This window comes from Chryseobacterium sp. JV558 (assembly GCF_033712365.1).
Taxonomy (GTDB): domain Bacteria; phylum Bacteroidota; class Bacteroidia; order Flavobacteriales; family Weeksellaceae; genus Chryseobacterium.
Window position 1 is genome coordinate 298899 of record NZ_WJHU01000001.1, and the last position, 18526, is coordinate 317424.

The following is an 18526-nucleotide window of genomic DNA, read 5'->3' on the forward strand; positions in this document are numbered from 1 at the left end:
GTGGTTGATATTTAATCTGCAATTAAAAAATTACAAAATCATACTCAGTTGTACTCTTTTTCTGGCTTCATCTACTTCTGTTACCTTTACACGGACATGCTGGTGAAGTTTTACTACTTCGTTTACATCAGATACAAACCCTTCTTTCAACTGGGAGATATGAACCAGTCCGCTTTCTTTGATACCAAGATCTACAAAACATCCAAAAGCTGTAATATTATTGACAATTCCTGGAAGAATCATTCCTGCTTTTAAGTCTTTAATGCTTTTGACAGTAGGATCAAATTCAAATACTTTGGCAGCCTTTCTCGGATCCAGACCCGGTTTTTCAAGCTCTTTTAAAATATCTTTGATTCCTAAGATCCCGATTTCACCTGTGATATAACTTTCCGGTTTTACCAGAGCTATTTTTTCTTTATTGGCAATCAGTTCATCGGTTTTGATCCCTAAATCTTTGGCTATTTTTTCTACAATTCCATAAGCTTCCGGATGTACAGCGGAATTATCCAATGGATTTTTAGCATTCGCAATTCTTACAAACGCGGCTGCCTGCTGGAAGGCTTTTTCTCCAAGCCTCGGAACTTTTTTAAGCTGTTTCCTGTCTTCAAATGCTCCGTTTTCAGCGCGGTAATTGACAATGTTTTCAGCCATTTTCTCTCCGATTCCTGAAACATAGCTTAAAAGTGATTTACTTGCTGTATTTAAATTAATTCCCACAGAATTTACACATTTCATCACCGTAGAATCCAGCTCATTTTTCAGTTGGGTCTGGTCTACATCATGTTGGTATTGGCCAACCCCAATAGATTTGGCATCAATTTTTACCAATTCTGCTAACGGATCAGAAAGCCTTCTTCCGATGGAAACAGCTCCACGAACCGTTACATCATATGTCGGGAATTCTTCTCTTGCAATTTTACTGGCAGAATAAACAGATGCTCCGGCTTCCGAAACGACAAAAACCTGCAGCGGCTTATCGAAAGCAATCTTTTTGATAAAAAATTCTGTTTCACGGCTTGCTGTTCCGTTACCGATGGAGATGGCTTCAATATTATAAGCATTCACCATAGAACGGATCTTTTTCATAGCCATTCCACTTTCGTTTTGCGGAGCATGAGGGTAGAGGGTTTCATTGTGTAATAAGTCCCCTTTTTCATCCAGACACACCACTTTGCATCCGCTTCTGTATCCCGGGTCTATCGCCAGAATTCTTTTTTCTCCCAAAGGAGGCGCAAGCAGAAGCTGGCTTAAATTCTCAGAGAATATTTCAATCGCTTTTTTATCCGCTTTTTCTTTGGCTTCCTGTAATGCTTCATTGGAGATAGCGGGTTCCAGAAGTCTCTTATAACTGTCTTTTATAGCCAGTGCAATCTGGTCTGAGCTTTCATTGTTAGATTTGATAATGGCCTTTTCAATAAAATCAATGGCTTCTTCCTTATCTATTCCTACATTCGTTTTTACAAAGCCTTCCGCTTCCGCTCGTAGCATGGCTAAAAGTCGGTGAGAGGGAGTTCTGCTAAGGCTTTCTTCCCATTCAAAATATTGGGAGAATTTTTGGGCATCTTCCTCCTCTTTTTTAGCTTTTACAACTTTAGAGGTAACAACTGCTTTCCGCTGAAAGAGTCTGCGGAGATTCTTACGGACATACATATTTTCGTTGATCCATTCTGCCATGATGTCTCTCGCTCCCTGAAGAGCTTCTTCTTCGGAGGCAACATCATTGTTCAGATATTTTGAAGCCAGAAACTGAATGTCATTATTTTTCTGACTCATAATAATTCTGGCTAAAGGTTCCAATCCTTTTTCCTTGGCAGTATCAGCTTTTGTTTTTTTACGCTTTTTGAAAGGCAGATATAAATCTTCCAGCTCCTGAATATCAAAGCTGTCTTCAATTCTCTGTTGAAGTTCAGGGCTTAGAGCATTTTGTTCTTCTATTGATTTTAAGATTGATTCTTTTCTCTTGACAATGTCTTCAAACTGCTTGCTGATCTTTGAGATCTGTTCGATCTGTACTTCATCGAGATTTCCGGTTTTATCTTTTCTATAACGGGAAATAAAAGGGATGGTACAGTCTTCTGCTAATAATTGTAAAGTATTGTTGATGCTCTTTTCAGAAATATTGAGCTGCTTCTGTATAAATTCTACGGTCGTCATTGTTCTGTTTTCGGATAGCTAAAATAGTATTTTGGAATGAGAAAAAATTGGAATTTGGTTATAAAATTGGGTTTCTACGAAATGTAATGAAACAGTAAAGGATCAGGATTTCTCAAGCAGTTATGAGAACAGCGGTGTTTCGTAAGAGGATTTACAACTGCAAATAATATAAATATTGTATTTCTTGATGTATGATAAGGTACCTCCCAATAGGTTTTTCTATTTTTGTACCCGAAAACAACAAAATTCAACAAACTTTTTAAACAGTTCAATATGAAAAAAATTAGCGTAATTGCATTAGTAGGAGTAGGATTGCTTTTAGCATCATGTGATAAAGGAAAAACGGCAGATACTGCAGCTACCACTCAGGAACAAACCGTAGCAGAGAGCAAAGGTGAAACACTGGCAGTAGATACAGTAGGTTCAGTAGTAAACTGGAAGGCTACCCACAAAGGAGGTATGGCACCTCGTTGGGGAACACTTACTGTAAAATCAGGAGATATTAGTGTTGACGGAGGTCAGGTTTCCGCAGGAAACTTCGTGATTGATATGAACTCTATCAAAGTAGATCCAGCTTCAGTAACAGAAAAAGATAAAAAACCTGCAGATCTTGAAGCTCACCTGAAAAATCCTGATTTCTTTGATGCAGCAAAAAACCCTACTTCAGATTTCAAAATTACAAGTGTTACAGATTTGAAAGAAGCACCAAAAGATGCTGTAGCAGGAGCTAATAAAACAGTAAGCGGAAACCTTACATTATCAGGAAAAACGATGAATGTTACGTTCCCTGCTAAAGTAGATGTAGCAGATAATTCAGCTGCTATTCAGGCTAAATTTACAGTAAACAGAGCAGATTGGGGGCTTAAATTCGGTACTTCAGAGGCAGATCCTGCAGAATGGATGATCAGCAAAGATATCGAGATTGCTATCGATGTAAAAGCTAAAAAATAAGTTATTGGAACTCTAATAATTACCGGGCTGTCTTGATAAAGGCAGCTCTTTTTATTTTAGAAACGGAGGTTTACTTATTTATGGCGAAAATCAATTTAAAATTCTTGAATTCTAACACAATATTCACTTCCGAGATACAAAGGATCACCGTGCTTTTCAGACCAGAAACCATCCAGTATATCCTTATTTAAACAACGGTATACAGCAACTCCTTTATAGATCTTGTGGTCTTCACCTTCGTAGTTGAAATTGATCACTAAAATATGGTCTTTATAAAATCCTGTACCATGTTGCAGATGATCACCAATGACCCATTGGGCAATAATACGGTTGTTTTCATCAATAGATAAGGTTAATATACCATGATAAGAAGCCTGGGAAGAATCTTCCTGGTTACTTCCTTCAATAGAATAACTTCCTGCCAGATCCTGTATTGTCATTGATTCTTTTTTTTCGGAAGGTAAATTTAGAAAAAAAACTGGTTCTCTGCCTTTAATTTAAATTTCGAAGATTTTCTTATATTTAAATTAAACTTTATTTTTGTTTTAAATTAATTTTAAAAATGTTTCCTTTTCTATTGATCGCTAATCTGATTACATTTGGTGTCTTTGGTTTTGATAAATGGCAAGCCAAAAAACAGCAATGGCGAATTTCAGAAAATACTCTCTTAGGAATTTCTCTTATAGGTCTTGTAGGAGCAGCCTCTGGAATGATTATTTTCAATCATAAAGTTTCAAAAAAATCATTTCTTGTAAAATTTTTCATTGTGGTTTTAATTGATCTGGTACTTTTCTACCGATTGATAAGGCATTGATATAAAGAAATATATAAACGTTAAATATTGTAATAAATAATTGTTGTTTCGTTTTTTTTTATACTTTTATAAGGCTAATAACAAATAAACAAACAACATGAAAAATCTCAAAAAAGTTTCCAGAACTGAAATGAAGTCGGTTCAGGGAGGTATCATTAAAGGAATGGTAAGATGTAAAGATGCCGATACATGTGCCGTAAGATGGGGCTGGGGGACAGGATTCTCCAATAATTGTGGCGATTTTGACATTATATGTGGAGAACCGCCAGCAGTAGATCCATGTGACGTACAGATCTGTATATAGATAGATTGGGAGTGTTTTTTAACACTCTTTTTTTATGAGCTTGTAAATAAGTATTTTAAACAAATTATTAAATATTTGTATAAGTAAATATTTTTTCATTAAAATTCACTACTTTTGCACCCGTAAAAATCTTTTATGCAAAACATTAGAAATATTGCGATTATCGCACACGTTGACCACGGAAAGACGACTTTGGTTGACAAGATCATTCACGCTACCAACATTTTCAGAGAAAATCAGGAGAGTGGGGAGTTAATTATGGATAACAACGATCTTGAAAGAGAAAGAGGGATCACAATCTTATCCAAGAATATTTCTGTTACTTATAAAGACACAAAAATTAACGTAATTGATACTCCTGGTCACGCCGATTTTGGTGGTGAAGTAGAAAGAGTATTGAAAATGGCTGATGGGGTTATTTTGTTGGTAGATGCGTTCGAAGGACCAATGCCACAAACAAGATTTGTACTACAGAAAGCATTAGAGTTAGGATTGAGACCATTAGTGGTGATCAATAAAGTAGATAAACCAAACTGTCGTCCTGACGAAGTTCATGATAAGGTATTTGATTTATTCTTCAATCTTGAGGCTACAGAAGAGCAATTGGATTTCCCTACATTCTATGGATCTTCAAAACAAGGTTGGTTCAACACTTCATTAGAACAAACTGAAGATATTATGCCATTATTGGATGGTATTTTACAGTATGTTCCTGAACCTAAAATAACGGAAGGAAATCTTCAGATGCAGGTTACTTCATTAGATTTTTCTTCTTTCTTAGGAAGAATTGCGATCGGAAAAGTAACAAGAGGAGAGCTTAGAGAATCTCAATGGATCGGTCTTGCTCAGGCAGACGGAAAAGTTGTAAAAGGAAAAGTAAAAGAATTATACGTTTTCGAAGGTTTAGGAAAGAAAAAAGTAACTGAAGTACAGGCAGGAGATATCTGTGCGGTAGTAGGTTTCGATGCTTTCCAGATTGGAGATTCTTTCGTAGATCTTGAAAACCCTGAACCATTGGAAAGAACTGCTATTGATGAGCCGACTTTGAACATGACGTTCTCAATTAACAATTCACCTTTCTTTGGTAAAGACGGTAAATATGTTACTTCAAACCACCTGAAAGAAAGACTATATAAAGAATTAGAGAAAAACTTAGCATTGAGAGTTCAACAGACTGATGATGCAAACACTTTCCTTGTTTTTGGTAGAGGTATTCTTCACTTGTCAGTTTTAATTGAAACAATGAGAAGAGAAGGTTACGAAATGACAATTGGTCAGCCACAGGTTATCTTGAGAGAAATTGATGGAGAAAAATGTGAGCCTTATGAATCTTTAGTTGTTGATGTTCCTGAAGAATTTGCTTCAAGAGTTATCGACTTAGCAACTCAGAGAAAAGGTGACCTTCACATTATGGAAACTAAAGGTGAAATGCAGCACATGGAATTCGAAATTCCTTCAAGAGGTTTGATCGGACTACGTTCTCAGATGTTGACAGCTACTGCAGGGGAAGCTATTATGGCACACCGTTTCACAGAATATAAGCCTTTCAAAGGAGCTATTCCTGGAAGAAGTAATGGTGTTTTAATCAGCAAAACTCAAGGTCCTGCTACAGAATATTCAATTGCTAAACTACAGGATAGAGGTAAGTTCTATGTTGATCCGGGTGAGGAGATCTATGCTGGTATGGTTATCGGTGAGCAAAATAAGCCAGGTGACTTAGTAGTAAACATCGTTGAAGCAAAACAGTTGAATAACATGAGAGCTTCAGGAAAAGATAAAGATACAGGTGTTGCGCCAAAAATCTTATTCTCTCTTGAAGAATGTATGGAATATATCCAGGCTGATGAAGCAATTGAGGTTACTCCAAACTTTATCAGAATGAGAAAGAAATTACTTTCTGAAGAAGAAAGAAAAAGAGTAGAAAGAGGAGCAAAAGCATAATCTGAAATTCTTAAAATATAATAAAGCCTCGATTTTCGGGGCTTTTTTTCTGTGTCAATTCATTAAAATGCTTATTTTGGCATAATAATCTCTGAAAATAAAAATAAATTTTAAAGTAGTTTTGTGACTATGAGAATGAATAAATTGAAACTTATCGTTTTATTGGGCGTTTTTGCATCTTACACTACCTCATGTTCCGTTCAGAACAATGTTGTAAAAACACCTTCCACGAAGAATCCGACAAAACCCACCAACAATACAACTCCACCCAAAGTACCTTTTGTAACAACAAAACCTACTACAGGAACTACAGCTTCAAATGAAGATAATTTCAGAACCAATCTTCCGGAAATCAAAAGAGAATTCCGTGGAGCCTGGATCGCGAGTGTAGCCAATATCAACTGGCCTTCAAGAAATGACCTTACCGTAGAACAGCAGAAAGCAGAAGCAATCAGCATGCTTGATATGTTGAAAGATAACAATTTCAATGCAGCTATTTTTCAGATCAGACCTTCTGCAGATGCCCTTTATACAAGTAGTATTGAACCATGGTCTTACTTTCTGACGGGTCAGACAGGAACAGCTCCTTCTCCGAACTATGATCCACTTCAGTTTTGGATAGAAGAAGCTCACAAAAGAGGCTTGGAACTGCATGTCTGGTTAAACCCTTACCGTGCACACCATACCAACGGTGGTGCCGTAAATAATCTTTCAATGGCCAATAAACTGTCCGATATTGTTTTAAGATTAAAAAATGGAATGTATTGGTTTGATCCGGCCAATCCGAAAACACAAGGTCACGTATCCAATGTGGTGAGAGATATTGTAAAAAGATATGATATAGATGCCATACATTTTGATGATTATTTCTACCCTTATGCAACCTATAACAAAGGAGCTGATTTTCCCGATAACGCAAGCTGGAATGCTTATGTAAGCAGTGGAGGTACCTTATCCAGAGCAGATTGGAGAAGAGATAACGTTAATAAATTTGTAGAACGGATCTATAAAGAAATCCACGCAGAAAAAAATAATGTAAGATTCGGAATCAGCCCGTTCGGAATATGGAAACCTGGATATCCTGCGGGAGTTGTAGGCTCTTCACAATATGACGAGTTATATGCAGATGCTAAATTATGGTTAAATAAAGGCTGGGTAGATTACTTTTCACCACAGCTTTACTGGCCTATAGACTCCAAAGGACAAAGCTTTGAAGCGCTGTTAAGCTGGTGGCAGTCTGAAAATACAATGAACCGCCACTTATGGCCGGGATTGAATACCGTTGAGATCAGAGTGTCAGATCGTCCGACAGAGATCAAAAATCAGATTACAATCTCCAGAAATATCCTGAAAAATGATGCCGGAGAAATTCACTGGAGCATTGCTGGACTTACCAAAAATCCTAATATGCTTCCTGCTTTGAAAAATGGACCGTACAGTGAAAAAGCATTAGTCCCAAAATCCCCATGGATAAAAGCTGTTCCATTGCAGACTCCTACATTGTTTATTGCAGATAACGGAAGTTTTGCACAGACAAGCTGGAGCACAAAAAATGCTGCTGATGTTTTCCAGTGGGTTCTTTTTACTCAATACAATGGAGTATGGCAAACCGAAATTTTAACGCTGGATACGCTTTCAAAAGACATTCCTAAATTTAAAGACGGTAAAAAACTAAGTGCAGTTGCTATAAAATCGATCGACAGATTAGGAAATGAAAGTGATTATATTGCCAGAAAGATTAAATAGCTTTTGAAACAAAAAGTTTGTCATTGCGAACTGGTAATGTGAAGCAATCTCAATCATAACGATAAAACCCAATTCTGAAAAGAATTGGGTTTTTATTTTAGAATAACTATAAATTATTAACTTAAAACAATGATTTTCAATTAAATAATAAATGTAAATAAATAATGATGTTGACAATATAAATTGCATCGGAATCATTTTTGCATGATTCACCCAATAATCACCAAAATATAACATTATGAATACTAACAGACTTTCCACCAACATGGAAAAAGCACTTAGTGACCAGATGAATAAGGAGATTCATGCATCACACATTTTTTTATCTTACGGAATTTGGGCCGATGACAAAGGCTATCAGGGAATTGCTAACTTTCTTTACCGCCACGCCCAGGAAGAAAGAAATCACTCAATCAAATTCATGGAATACATTTTAAACAGAGGCGGGAAACCAAAAGTAGACGCTATCCCGGCTCCTCCGGCAGATCCGGAAAATCTTACAGCCTGTTTTGATGGCGTTTTTAAGCATGAAGTTGACAATACAACTGCTATTTATAGAATTGTAGATCTTTCCATGGAAGAAAAAGACTGGGCCACATGGAATTTCATACAGTGGTTTGTACAGGAACAGATTGAAGAAGAAACATTAGCTCAAAACTTAATTGATAAATTGAAAATTGCAGGCGGCGACAGAGCTACTGACGAATCTTTATTTACTTTAGATAAAACTTTACAGGAAGCACCGAATGATGTACCACTGGCTCAGAATGCCACAGGAGACAATCCATAGAACAACCGGTGAATATGAACCTTTTTAAAATCTGTCAGAATATTGGCAGATTTTTTTATTATGAAACTCTCTCAAAAATCACTATCTTTGCACACTCGTAATTCAAGGTTCAGCGTTCAATATTTAAAGTTGGAGAAACCTTGGGTTGCCCCTAAACCTTAAACTTTGAATTTTACAATATGAAATGTGGAATCGTAGGCCTGCCGAATGTAGGTAAATCAACTCTTTTTAACTGTTTGAGTAATGCAAAAGCTCAATCAGCAAACTATCCTTTCTGTACTATTGAACCGAACTTAGGAACGGTTTCTGTACCAGATCAGAGATTGTTTGAACTGGAGAAAATCGTAAATCCCGAGAGAGTTTTACCCGCTGTAGTTGAAATTGTTGATATTGCAGGTCTTGTAAAAGGAGCCAGCAAAGGAGAAGGATTGGGGAACCAGTTCTTGGCTAATATTCGTGAGTGTGAAGCAATTATTCACGTTTTAAGATGTTTTGATAATGGAAATATCATCCACGTTGAAGGTTCTGTAGATCCTTTAAGAGATAAAGAAATTATTGATATCGAGCTACAGCTGAAAGACCTTGAAACAGTAGGGAAAGCAGTTGAAAAAGCTAAGAAATTCATCAAATCAGGAAAAAAAGAAGATATCCTTACTTTTGAAACACTTCAGAATTTACAAAAATTCCTTGAAGATGGTAAAAATGCAAGAGAATTTGCTGCTGATGATTTTGCAAAGTCAATTATCGGAGAAGTTCAGCTGCTAACCAATAAGCCTGTACTTTACGTTTGTAATGTAGATGAAAATTCTATCAAAAACGGAAATGACTGGATTGGTAAGATTGAAGAAATGGCTAAGAATGAAGGTGCAGAAGTAGTTGTATTAGCAGCACAGATAGAAGCTGATATCAATGAGCTTGAAACTTTCGAGGAAAGAGAAATTTTCCTTGAAGAACTAGGTCTTACTGAGCCGGGAGTTAACCGTTTGATCAGAAAAGCTTACGATCTTTTGAAACTTCAGACTTATTTTACTGCTGGAGTGAAAGAAGTAAGAGCATGGACTATCGGACAGGGATGGACAGCTCCACAGGCTGCTGGAGTAATCCACACAGATTTCGAAAAAGGATTTATCCGTGCAGAAGTAATCAAGTATAACGATTATATCCACTACGGATCTGAAGTAAAAATCAAAGAAGCCGGAAAACTTTCTGTAGAAGGTAAAGAATATGTAGTACAGGATGGAGACATCATGCACTTCAGATTCAATGTATAAGAAAATATTAAAGTTCGTTTATAATAAAAAACGTTTCCATGTATTTGGGAGCGTTTTTTGCATTCATATACAGTTCAATAAAAAACTGCTCACTAAAGCAGAGAGCAGTTCTGTTATTTTATCCTTAAAGCGGAATACCTATTTCAAATCGACATTTTGGCTCTATACAATACAAAGAGATACTAATACAGTTGCCAACCATATCTGTACATTTTAGCTCTGCACTCTGACACTGGAGCTCCATGCACGTAAGGCCGACCTGAGTGCATATACCATTGTACATACATATTTTTTTTCCTCCAGCTACTGTTTTCAATTCTTTCTTACTTAGTTTTTTTCCGTTCTCTAACGTTTGTTTTTTCATGGTCATTAATTAAATCAGGTATTAGTCTCTTTTTTGTAGTTTAAAAAAGCCCTTCTTCATATGAAGAAAGGCATTGTATTGATATTATTCAATCTCAATGATTGGCTGACATTGTAATTCTGCGCAGGCAAGTGAATACTTCTTACAAGTAAGATCCGGTAGAAGACACATTTCTTTTCCGCCGGTAATGACTCTTAATTGCTTTTTATTCAATTTTTTTCCGTTGGTTAAATTTTGATTTTTCATAATGCTTAATTTTGGGTTTAGTGAAGTATTTTATAAAAATCTTAAGGTTGTGGTCGGCAGATTTTTTGTGCACAACCTACAGAAATGGTAGTACAGTTTCTGATGTCTCCGGGTGGGTAGGTTTCACAAGGAAATTCAGTACATAGAATAGGTTCCATACAGTTTAGCATTCCCCCTTGAATAGACTTTAGTTCTTTTTTGTTAAGCCTTTTGCCTTTGTTTAGATCTAGTTTTTTCATAGTATTTTATTTATGATATAATTTTAAATACTATAGCTGTGGTCTGCATTCTTTTTGCGCACATTTTGGAGAAATAATAGTACAACCGTATGGATCTGAAGAAGGCTCACAAGGAGGGTTAGGACATAAAACTGGTTCGATACAGTTGATAAGACCTCCTTTAATTGTAATTAATTCTTTTCTGTTTAATTTTTTTCCGCTTTGATTGATTTGACTTTTCATTGATTTGATTTTTAATGGGTTAGTTTTGACGAATGTAAGAAAAATAAATGAAGTATATCACTGTGTTTAGAAAAAAATAAAGAATTATTTGAATAATGTGTAATAATATTGATTATTAGATTTAAATTGAATTAATAAATATGTGAACTTTTCAACACAATAAGAATGGACTTTTCAACACATTAATATGGTTTTATATTTTGGAAATTTGCCCTATTAATACTTCAGAAAATGGAAAATAAAGAAACTGTTTTAGTTACCGGAGGATCAGGTTTCATAGCCTGTTATTGTATGATTGCCCTTCTTAATAACGGGTATAAAGTAAGAGCTACACTTCGCTCACTTACCAAGTCAGGATTGGTAAAAAAAATGCTGCAGGAAGGAGGAATCAACTCCTTTGAAGATGTATCTTTTGCCGAAGCAGATTTAGAAAATGAAAAAAGTTGGGAAAAGGCAGTTGAAGGCTGTCAATATGTTATTCACACCGCTTCTCCAACCCCCCATACCAATGCAAAGACAGAAGACGATTTTGTGATTCCTGCTAAAAACGGAGTACTGTTTGTACTGAGAGCAGCCAAAAAAGCAGGAGTAAAAAGAGTTGTTCTCACTTCAGCTTTCGGTGCTATAAGCTATGGTACATCGAAGAAAACGGCATATACCGAAGAAGACTGGACGGTAATAAATGATACTGTAGCACCTTATCAGCGTTCTAAAACCATTTCAGAAAGAGCAGCATGGGATTTTATTCAAAGTGAAGGCAATGGTATGGAACTTTCTGTAGTGAATCCAACAACTGTGATGGGACCTGTTTTATCAAGTGATTACGCCCATTCTATTCAGATAATAAAGCAAATGCTCAATGGAGAAATGAAGGGATGCCCAAAACTCATTACCGGTTTTGTAGACGTTAGAGACGTTGCTGACCTTCATCTAAAAGCATTAAGTATGCCTGAAGCCAATGGCCAGCGTTTTATTGCCGTAGCAGGAGAAGCTCTTTCTATGTTGGAGGTAGCTGCTGTTCTTAGAAGGAATTTAGGGAAAGCGGCAGACAAAGCTCCTACCAAAGAATTACCTAGTTGGATGATCAGAGTATTGGCTGTTTTTAATCCGAAATTAAAAATGATTGTTCCTCACTTAGGACTGGTAAAAAGAGCAAGCAATGAAAAGGCAAAACGTTTATTAGGATGGAAGCCAAGAAATGCTGAAGAAGCAATATTAGCAGCAGCGGAAAGTTTAATCAAATTCAATCAGATTTAAAATGAAAGTTATTATTACAGGAGCAACAGGATTAGTAGGTGAAGGTGTTTTGCTGGTTTGTTTGCAAAATCCGGAAGTTACAGAAGTTTTAAGCATCAGCAGAAAACCGGTCACTCATAAGCATAATAAGTTGAAAGAATTGATTGTAAAAGACTTTTCAGAGATAAAAAGTCATGCTGCTGAAATTAAAGGATTTGATGCATGTTTTTTTTGTGCAGGGTCAAGTTCTGTTGGCGAAACAGAAGAAACATTTACCAAAAAGACCTATGATTTTGTAGTTCCGTTTGCAGAAGCTTTGTCTCAAATTACTTCCGGGATGACATTTATCTATGTCTCCGGAAACCGAACCGACAGTACAGAGCAGGGCAAAGTAATGTGGGCAAGAGTAAAAGGGAGAACAGAAAATGCTTTGCTTAAACTTCCTTTTAAAGCTGTATATAACTTCCGACCAGGATTCATGAGCCCTGTAAAAGGACAGAAAAATGTCCGTTTTATTTACCGTATTTTTGATGTACTTTCACCATTATGGTACTTGGCGGTTCCCAACTGGATCTGTAAAATGGAAGAAGTGGGGTTAGCTATGATTCACTGTGTTTCCAAAGGATATCCTCAATCTGTTCTGGAAGTAAAAGATATTAAAATATCAGCACGATGAAAACATTTTTAAAACTGTTGAAAAGAATATTAATTGCCTTACTATGTCTCATACTGATGACGGTTTTTATAATCTGGTTTTATATGGGCAAGCCACAATTTGGGGCATTACCCGAAGGAAAAAGATTAGAACAGGTCAAAAAATCAATCCATTATAAAAATGGAAGATTCAGAAATCTGGAAGAAAAGCCGACGATTACTGAAGGATACAGCATGTTAGGCGAAATATGGAGATCTTTGACCAAAGAATATCCTCATACAGAACCCACTGATGTTTTACCTTCCATAAAAACAGACCTGAAATCAATCCCTATAGACGAAAATGTAATCGTATGGTTTGGGCATTCCTCTTTCTTTTTGCAGCTGGATGGAGTTAAAATTTTAGTAGACCCTATTTTCAGCGGCAAAGCATCACCATTGTCCTGGGGAGTAAAAGCGTACAAAGGAAGCGATATTTATACGGCAGATGATATACCAGAGATTGATTATATGCTGCTTTCCCATGATCATTACGATCATTTGGATTATGAAACGGTAAAAGCACTTCAATTCAGAGTAAAACATGTTGTTTGCGGTCTGGGAGCAGGAGCCCATTATGAAAGATGGGGCTATACAAAACAGCAGATTATCGAAAAAGACTGGGGCGAAAAAGTACAGGTAAAGCCCGGTTTTACCATCTTTGCTGAAAGTACGCATCATGATGGAGGAAGAGGTTTTAAAAGTTCACAATCCCTATGGTTGTCATTTTTCATTCAGTCATCTGCAATGAATGTTTACTATAGCGGAGATGGTGGTTACAGTGGCCGTTTTAAAAAAATAGCTGAAAAATATCCTGCTATCGACTGGGCGATCATGGAATGCGGACAATACAATAAAGCCTGGCAGTCTGTGCATGAATTACCTGAAGAAGTGGCGTTGGCTGCGGCAGAATTAAAAGCCAAAAATATGCTTCCTGTTCACCATTCCAAATTTACCTTAGCAAGGCATCCGTGGAATGAACCCTTAGAACGTATTTCAAAACTGTCACAAACAAAATCTTATCGTCTTGCCACTCCCATGATTGGCGAGAAAGTAAAATTAAATGACGGTACACAGCAATTTAAAGAATGGTGGAAAAATATAAAATAATGTACAATGAAAATAACTGAGATAAAATCCTGTTTTGTGGGGCCTGCAGTTTCACCGGAACAATTTATAGCTGAACATTTCTTTTTATTTTTGGTGAAAGGAACCATGAACGGCTATGATGGTAACAGACATTACGTTCTTAAACCTGGTGACAGCTGTATTGTACGTAAAAACCGCCTGGCCCGCTATAACAAGCAGAAAGACAATAATGAATTTGAAAAAGTAATTTTTATTTTTGATGAAAAGTTTTTAATAGATTTCCATAAAAAGCACAGCGTTTCCTTTCAGAATCATCAGTCAAAAGAAGCTTTTATTTCGATAAAAAAAGATCCGTTGATCAATAGTTTTTTGCTTTCATTAGAGCCTTATTATACAGAATCCGGACAGATAAACAATGCATTTTCAGACTTAAAAAGAGAAGAGTTGTTACTTATTCTCCTACAGCTGCATCCTGAATTATCAGATACGCTTTTTGATTTCGGTGTTCCGGGACGATTAGATCTTGAAGAATTTATGCAGAAAAATTATAAGTTTAATGTCAATCTGGAGCGTTTTGCATTCCTTACAGGACGGAGCTTATCTGCTTTTAAAAGAGATTTTAAAAACATATTTAATGAAACACCCAACCGTTGGTTAATCAAAAGGCGGTTGCAGGAAGCGAGATTTCTTATTGAAGAAAAAAAACAGAGACCATCTGATATTTATATTGATCTCGGATTTGAGGATCTGTCGCACTTTTCATTTGCTTTTAAAAAAGAGTTCGGAATTCTGGCGAGCAATTTGTAATATATTCAAACCAGACTATTTGATAAGTTTGTATATTTGAATTTTACAAATCATCTGTCATGGAAAAAGTAGCACACACTTCACTGGAAGATTTTTACAGAGAGATGGCCGCCAAATTAGGTAAAGATCTCGAAAGTATTTTTCCCAAAGGACTGCATAAAGATATTGGACACTTTAATGTTTTCGATATTGCCCAAACGCTTGAAAGAGCAAAGGCTACTTCCGAAATGCCTTATAACAGAAGAAAATACTATAAGATAAGTTTTATAAGAGGAAAAAACAGGGCAGAATACGCGGATAAAGTAATCTCAATAAAACAGAACGCCTTATTATTTGCTACTCCAAAAGTTCCTTATCATTGGGTGCCTGAAGATCCTGACCAGTCGGGGAGTTTCTGTGTATTTACAGAAGACTTTTTTATTAAAGATAAATCTTATTACAATCTTGAAGATCTTCCTATTTTTAAGCCCGGAGGAGTGCCTGTCTTTGAGATTGATGACGATCTTGCGGAAGAGATTGAAAGCCTTTTTAAAAAAATAAAAAAAGAGATAGATTCGGATTATGTTTTTAAATATGATCTGATCAGAAATTATGTTCTTGAACTCATTCATTATGGGCAGAAATTACAGCCAGCCACCAAAATATCCGCATCAAATGATGCTTCTATGAGAGTGGTTTCTCTATTTATAGAGCTGTTGGAAAGACAATTTCCTATAGAGTCCTGGGATCAGAGACTACAGCTGAAAACCGCGAAAGATTATGCAGAGAGATTGGCAGTTCATGTCAATTATTTAAATAAAAGATTAAAAGAAAGCACCGGAAAAACGACTACGGAATTTATTGCTGACCGTATCATTCAGGAGGCGAAAATACTCTTAAAGCAGACCAGATGGAATATTTCAGAGATATCCTATGCCCTGGGTTTCGAAGAAATAGCCCATTTTTCTAATTTCTTTAAAAGGAAAACTTCCTTTACCCCGTTAGAATTTCGTTCCTGATTTGAATTTTGCAAATTTCAGATTGATTCAAGCAAACACTTAAGTCTGAAAATATCCCAACTTTGTACCATCAAAATAATCAAAATAAAATGAACACAAAAACAAGTATCGCACTGGTAACCGGAGGAAGCCGTGGATTGGGAAAGAACTCAGCATTGAAAATTGCTCAAAAAGGATTAGACGTTATTATTACTTACAGAAGCAATAAAGAAGAAGCTGAAGCTGTTGTGGACGAAATAAAAGCAATGGGAAGGAATGCCGCTGCTTTTCAACTGGATACAAAAGACATTAAAAGCTTTGATGCCTTTATAAAAGACGTTACGGATCACTTACAGGAAAATACAGGAAATACTCATATTGATTATCTGATCAATAATGCAGGAACAGCTTTATACTCACCCATTACAGAAGTGACGGAAGAACAGCTGGATGATGTAGTAGACATCCATTTCAAAGGAGTGTTTTTCCTGACTCAAAAGTTTTTGCCATTCATCAATGATGGAGGAGGTATTATCAACGTATCTTCAGGACTGGCAAGATTTGCAACACCAGGATCTTCTGTTTATGGATCCATAAAGGCTGGAGTTGAAATGCTCACAAAATATATGGCCAAAGAATTAGGATCAAAAAAAATTAAAGCCAATGTTGTGGCTCCGGGAGCTATTGAAACAGACTTTGGAGGAGGAAGAGTGAGAGATAATGAAGAGATCAACGCTGCAGTAGCGGGTGCTACAGCCTTGGGAAGAGTAGGACTTCCTGATGATATCGGTGGTGTGGTAGCATTCCTTTGTACAGAAGATGCACGATGGATTAATGGACAAAGAATTGAAGTTTCAGGAGGAATGTTTTTATAACATTTTGACGAATCATCATTAAAATAACTGGGCCGGCTCAAAATGAGCCGGCCCAGTTATTTTTTGCTGTTTCCTTAAGGCTTATTATTCAACGGCTTCAAGAGGTTCTGGCAGCTGGCATTTAAGCTCTTTGCATCCAGGACCTGTGTATATGCAATATCCTGAAGAATTGGTACATCTTACATTGCCCAAACCTCCATTGATTGTACTTAATTCTTTTTTGTTTAATTTTTTTCCTTGTGAGAAGATTCTCTTTTTCATGATTTTGATATTTAATGGATTAGTTATTCTATAAATGTATGAAAATCAATGATAATAAGTTGCTTATTAAAGAAAAATATAAACTCATCGTCCGAAATGACCATTAAAATTGCTGCACCATTGTTAGAGTAATACAATTTTATCGGAGATAAAATCTTTGCGCCTTAAAGCGTTTGCTTATAAAGTTCCTTTGCGTCTTCGCGTTTTCCAATATTAAATTCACAACTTCTGATGAGATTGCTTCGCTTTGCTCGCAATGACAATGGAGAAAAAATCTTCGTGCCTTAGCCTTTCCTACAAAATCACAAAAAAATTATTACGATATCCTTGATAAATTTTCAAGAGCTCTCTCCAATGTTTCTTGTTTTTTTGCAAAACACAGTCTGATCACATTTTCATTCAGCTTATTTTTATAAAACGAAGAAAAAGGAACACTTGCTACCTTATGATTGATTGTAAGTTCAGAGGCAAAATCAAAATCGCTTTTATCCGAAATCTTATCATACTTTACCGCCTGAAAATAAGTTCCCTCACAATCCAGCAGTTCAAAAGACGTTTCTGCAAGACCCTTTCTCAGAAAATCTCTTTTTTCCTGGAAAAACTGATTCAAATGAGTATAATGTTCATCATTTTTCATGTATTCTGCCAACGCAAGCTGAATAGGAGTATTTACACAGAAAACGTTGAATTGATGTACTTTTCTGAATTCATCCGTTAAGATTTTTGGAGCAGCGCAATAGCCTACTTTCCAGCCGGTAACGTGAAAAAGTTTTCCGAAAGAAGCAACAAGAAGACTTCTTTCTTTCAATTCCGGATATTTACAGATGCTTAAATGCTGCTTTCCGTCAAAAACAATATTTTCATACACTTCATCACTTAAAATAAGAATGGAAGTTCCTTTTACCAGCTGAATAAGCTCTTGTATATCATTTTCTGTCAGGATTTTTCCGGACGGGTTGTTGGGATTATTCAGAATAATCATTCTGGTTTTGTCGCTGACAAGATTTTTTACAGCTGTCCAGTCGATTTCATAATCCGGAGCTTTCATTTCAAAACGTTTTACAATACCTCCGAAAAGCTCTACAGTAGGTTCATAACAATCATAAGCCGGTTCAAAAATAATCACTTCATCCTCTTTTTTGATAAAAGAAGCAATAGCTGTGAATATAGCCTGAGTTCCGCCTGCTGTAACTGTTATTTCAGAGTCGGGATGATAGATTGCGTGATGACTGTTCTCAATTTTTCGGGCAATTTCTTCCTTCAGACCAATCATTCCTCCCAGTGGGGCATATTGGTTAAAGCCTTTTTTAATAAAGTGATCCACATGATTCAATAATTCAGGATCAGGCATAAAATCCGGAAATCCCTGAGAAAGATTGATCGCCTCATTTTCGTTGGCAAGTTGAGTCATTTGGCTGAAAATAGTAGTTCCTACATTGGAAAGTTTTGATAAAGGAAGTTGTATCATAAAAACAGTTTTGTTGATCGAATTTAATGAAATATTTAAAACAGATTAAACTTATAGAATAAAAATTAGGCTGAGATA

General features: G+C 36.2%; 20 protein-coding genes. 13 read left to right on the forward strand and 7 right to left on the reverse strand.

The annotated features are described in order from the left end of the window. Positions 1-30: 30 nt before the first annotated feature. Positions 31-2154 carry a Tex family protein gene (locus GFU89_RS01390; protein WP_318845431.1) on the reverse strand — a complete coding sequence of 708 codons (2124 nt, stop codon included), beginning with the start codon at positions 2152-2154 and terminating at the stop codon, positions 31-33. A 273-nt stretch (positions 2155-2427) separates the two neighbouring features. Between GFU89_RS01390 and GFU89_RS01395 the strand changes: the two genes are divergently transcribed. Continuing rightward, positions 2428-3105: a YceI family protein gene (locus GFU89_RS01395; protein ID WP_318845432.1), complete on the forward strand. Its 678-nt coding sequence runs from the start codon at positions 2428-2430 to the stop codon at positions 3103-3105. A gap of 95 nt (positions 3106-3200) precedes the next feature. Here GFU89_RS01395 and GFU89_RS01400 read toward each other — a convergent pair whose 3' ends face one another. Next, positions 3201-3545, reverse strand: a complete 345-nt coding sequence (locus tag GFU89_RS01400; protein WP_318845433.1) for a hypothetical protein — start codon at positions 3543-3545, stop codon at positions 3201-3203. Between the two features lie 122 nt (positions 3546-3667). Between GFU89_RS01400 and GFU89_RS01405 the strand changes: the two genes are divergently transcribed. The 6 genes from GFU89_RS01405 (at position 3668) to ychF (ending at position 9971) form a co-directional block, all read left to right on the forward strand. Beyond that, entirely contained in the window at positions 3668-3919 is a 252-nt protein-coding gene (locus tag GFU89_RS01405; protein ID WP_318845434.1) for a DUF1294 domain-containing protein, read from the forward strand. Positions 3920-4016: 97 nt separating this feature from the next. Next, a complete protein-coding gene (locus GFU89_RS01410) occupies positions 4017-4223 on the forward strand; it encodes a bacteriocin-like protein (RefSeq protein ID WP_318845435.1) in 207 nt (68 codons plus the stop codon). Positions 4224-4358: 135 nt separating this feature from the next. Then, the gene (gene typA, locus GFU89_RS01415) at positions 4359-6164 is read left to right on the forward strand and encodes a translational GTPase TypA (protein WP_318845436.1); all 1806 of its coding nucleotides are present in this window, start codon (positions 4359-4361) and stop codon (positions 6162-6164) included. 129 nt (positions 6165-6293) lie between these two features. Further along, complete coding sequence (locus GFU89_RS01420) at positions 6294-7910, forward strand: glycoside hydrolase family 10 protein (protein WP_318845437.1); 1617 nt, start codon at positions 6294-6296, stop codon at positions 7908-7910. Positions 7911-8148: 238 nt separating this feature from the next. Beyond that, a complete protein-coding gene (locus GFU89_RS01425; protein WP_318845438.1) occupies positions 8149-8700 on the forward strand; it encodes a ferritin in 552 nt (183 codons plus the stop codon). Between the two features lie 179 nt (positions 8701-8879). After that, entirely contained in the window at positions 8880-9971 is a 1092-nt protein-coding gene (ychF, locus tag GFU89_RS01430) for a redox-regulated ATPase YchF (RefSeq protein ID WP_318845439.1), read from the forward strand. Between the two features lie 448 nt (positions 9972-10419). Here ychF and GFU89_RS01435 read toward each other — a convergent pair whose 3' ends face one another. The 3 genes from GFU89_RS01435 to GFU89_RS01445 are packed head-to-tail and all read right to left on the reverse strand — an operon-like array spanning position 10420 to position 11042. After that, the gene (locus GFU89_RS01435; RefSeq protein WP_223600919.1) at positions 10420-10581 is read right to left on the reverse strand and encodes a hypothetical protein; all 162 of its coding nucleotides are present in this window, start codon (positions 10579-10581) and stop codon (positions 10420-10422) included. Between the two features lie 41 nt (positions 10582-10622). Next, entirely contained in the window at positions 10623-10820 is a 198-nt protein-coding gene (locus GFU89_RS01440; protein ID WP_318845440.1) for a bacteriocin, read from the reverse strand. A gap of 30 nt (positions 10821-10850) precedes the next feature. Next, positions 10851-11042, reverse strand: coding sequence for a hypothetical protein (locus GFU89_RS01445; protein ID WP_318845441.1), 192 nt, complete (start codon positions 11040-11042; stop codon positions 10851-10853). Positions 11043-11273: 231 nt separating this feature from the next. Between GFU89_RS01445 and GFU89_RS01450 the strand changes: the two genes are divergently transcribed. From GFU89_RS01450 to GFU89_RS01475, 6 genes are all read left to right on the forward strand, one after another. Then, on the forward strand, positions 11274-12299 hold the full coding sequence (locus GFU89_RS01450) for an aldehyde reductase (protein ID WP_318845442.1): 1026 nt from the start codon (positions 11274-11276) through the stop codon (positions 12297-12299). 1 nt (position 12300) lies between these two features. After that, positions 12301-12954: an NAD-dependent epimerase/dehydratase family protein gene (locus GFU89_RS01455; RefSeq protein WP_318845443.1), complete on the forward strand. Its 654-nt coding sequence runs from the start codon at positions 12301-12303 to the stop codon at positions 12952-12954. Next, complete coding sequence (locus GFU89_RS01460; protein WP_318845444.1) at positions 12951-14081, forward strand: MBL fold metallo-hydrolase; 1131 nt, start codon at positions 12951-12953, stop codon at positions 14079-14081. The genes GFU89_RS01455 and GFU89_RS01460 overlap by 4 nt, the downstream gene beginning before the upstream one ends. A gap of 6 nt (positions 14082-14087) precedes the next feature. Next, a complete protein-coding gene (locus GFU89_RS01465; RefSeq protein ID WP_318845445.1) occupies positions 14088-14867 on the forward strand; it encodes an AraC family transcriptional regulator in 780 nt (259 codons plus the stop codon). 59 nt (positions 14868-14926) lie between these two features. Continuing rightward, a complete protein-coding gene (locus GFU89_RS01470) occupies positions 14927-15865 on the forward strand; it encodes a helix-turn-helix transcriptional regulator (protein ID WP_318845446.1) in 939 nt (312 codons plus the stop codon). 89 nt (positions 15866-15954) lie between these two features. Further along, entirely contained in the window at positions 15955-16719 is a 765-nt protein-coding gene (locus GFU89_RS01475) for an SDR family NAD(P)-dependent oxidoreductase (RefSeq protein ID WP_318845447.1), read from the forward strand. 84 nt (positions 16720-16803) lie between these two features. On the opposite strand, the gene GFU89_RS01480 is transcribed toward GFU89_RS01475, so the two are convergent. Together GFU89_RS01480 and GFU89_RS01485 are read right to left on the reverse strand one after the other, a co-directional pair. Beyond that, positions 16804-16980 carry a bacteriocin gene (locus GFU89_RS01480; RefSeq protein WP_318845448.1) on the reverse strand — a complete coding sequence of 59 codons (177 nt, stop codon included), beginning with the start codon at positions 16978-16980 and terminating at the stop codon, positions 16804-16806. A 316-nt stretch (positions 16981-17296) separates the two neighbouring features. After that, positions 17297-18448 (reverse strand): methionine aminotransferase, encoded by a 1152-nt coding sequence (locus tag GFU89_RS01485; RefSeq protein WP_318845449.1) that lies wholly within the window; start codon positions 18446-18448, stop codon positions 17297-17299. Positions 18449-18526 lie beyond the last annotated feature (78 nt).

Bases quoted from the DNA above. Each gene is read 5' to 3' on its own strand.
- GFU89_RS01405 (WP_318845434.1), top strand. From the start codon at position 3,668: ATGTTTCCTTTTCTATTGATCGCTAATCTGATTACATTTGGTGTCTTT.
- GFU89_RS01460 (WP_318845444.1), top strand. From the start codon at position 12,951: ATGAAAACATTTTTAAAACTGTTGAAAAGAATATTAATTGCCTTACTA.
- GFU89_RS01475 (WP_318845447.1), top strand. From the start codon at position 15,955: ATGAACACAAAAACAAGTATCGCACTGGTAACCGGAGGAAGCCGTGGA.
- GFU89_RS01400 (WP_318845433.1), bottom strand. From the start codon at position 3,545: ATGACAATACAGGATCTGGCAGGAAGTTATTCTATTGAAGGAAGTAAC.
- GFU89_RS01425 (WP_318845438.1), top strand. From the start codon at position 8,149: ATGAATACTAACAGACTTTCCACCAACATGGAAAAAGCACTTAGTGAC.
- GFU89_RS01410 (WP_318845435.1), top strand. From the start codon at position 4,017: ATGAAAAATCTCAAAAAAGTTTCCAGAACTGAAATGAAGTCGGTTCAG.
- GFU89_RS01465 (WP_318845445.1), top strand. From the start codon at position 14,088: ATGAAAATAACTGAGATAAAATCCTGTTTTGTGGGGCCTGCAGTTTCA.
- GFU89_RS01470 (WP_318845446.1), top strand. From the start codon at position 14,927: ATGGAAAAAGTAGCACACACTTCACTGGAAGATTTTTACAGAGAGATG.
- GFU89_RS01480 (WP_318845448.1), bottom strand. From the start codon at position 16,980: ATGAAAAAGAGAATCTTCTCACAAGGAAAAAAATTAAACAAAAAAGAA.
- ychF (WP_318845439.1), top strand. From the start codon at position 8,880: ATGAAATGTGGAATCGTAGGCCTGCCGAATGTAGGTAAATCAACTCTT.
- GFU89_RS01455 (WP_318845443.1), top strand. From the start codon at position 12,301: ATGAAAGTTATTATTACAGGAGCAACAGGATTAGTAGGTGAAGGTGTT.
- GFU89_RS01420 (WP_318845437.1), top strand. From the start codon at position 6,294: ATGAGAATGAATAAATTGAAACTTATCGTTTTATTGGGCGTTTTTGCA.
- GFU89_RS01445 (WP_318845441.1), bottom strand. From the start codon at position 11,042: ATGAAAAGTCAAATCAATCAAAGCGGAAAAAAATTAAACAGAAAAGAA.
- GFU89_RS01390 (WP_318845431.1), bottom strand. From the start codon at position 2,154: ATGACGACCGTAGAATTTATACAGAAGCAGCTCAATATTTCTGAAAAG.
- GFU89_RS01440 (WP_318845440.1), bottom strand. From the start codon at position 10,820: ATGAAAAAACTAGATCTAAACAAAGGCAAAAGGCTTAACAAAAAAGAA.
- typA (WP_318845436.1), top strand. From the start codon at position 4,359: ATGCAAAACATTAGAAATATTGCGATTATCGCACACGTTGACCACGGA.
- GFU89_RS01435 (WP_223600919.1), bottom strand. From the start codon at position 10,581: ATGAAAAATCAAAATTTAACCAACGGAAAAAAATTGAATAAAAAGCAA.
- GFU89_RS01450 (WP_318845442.1), top strand. From the start codon at position 11,274: ATGGAAAATAAAGAAACTGTTTTAGTTACCGGAGGATCAGGTTTCATA.
- GFU89_RS01395 (WP_318845432.1), top strand. From the start codon at position 2,428: ATGAAAAAAATTAGCGTAATTGCATTAGTAGGAGTAGGATTGCTTTTA.
- GFU89_RS01485 (WP_318845449.1), bottom strand. From the start codon at position 18,448: ATGATACAACTTCCTTTATCAAAACTTTCCAATGTAGGAACTACTATT.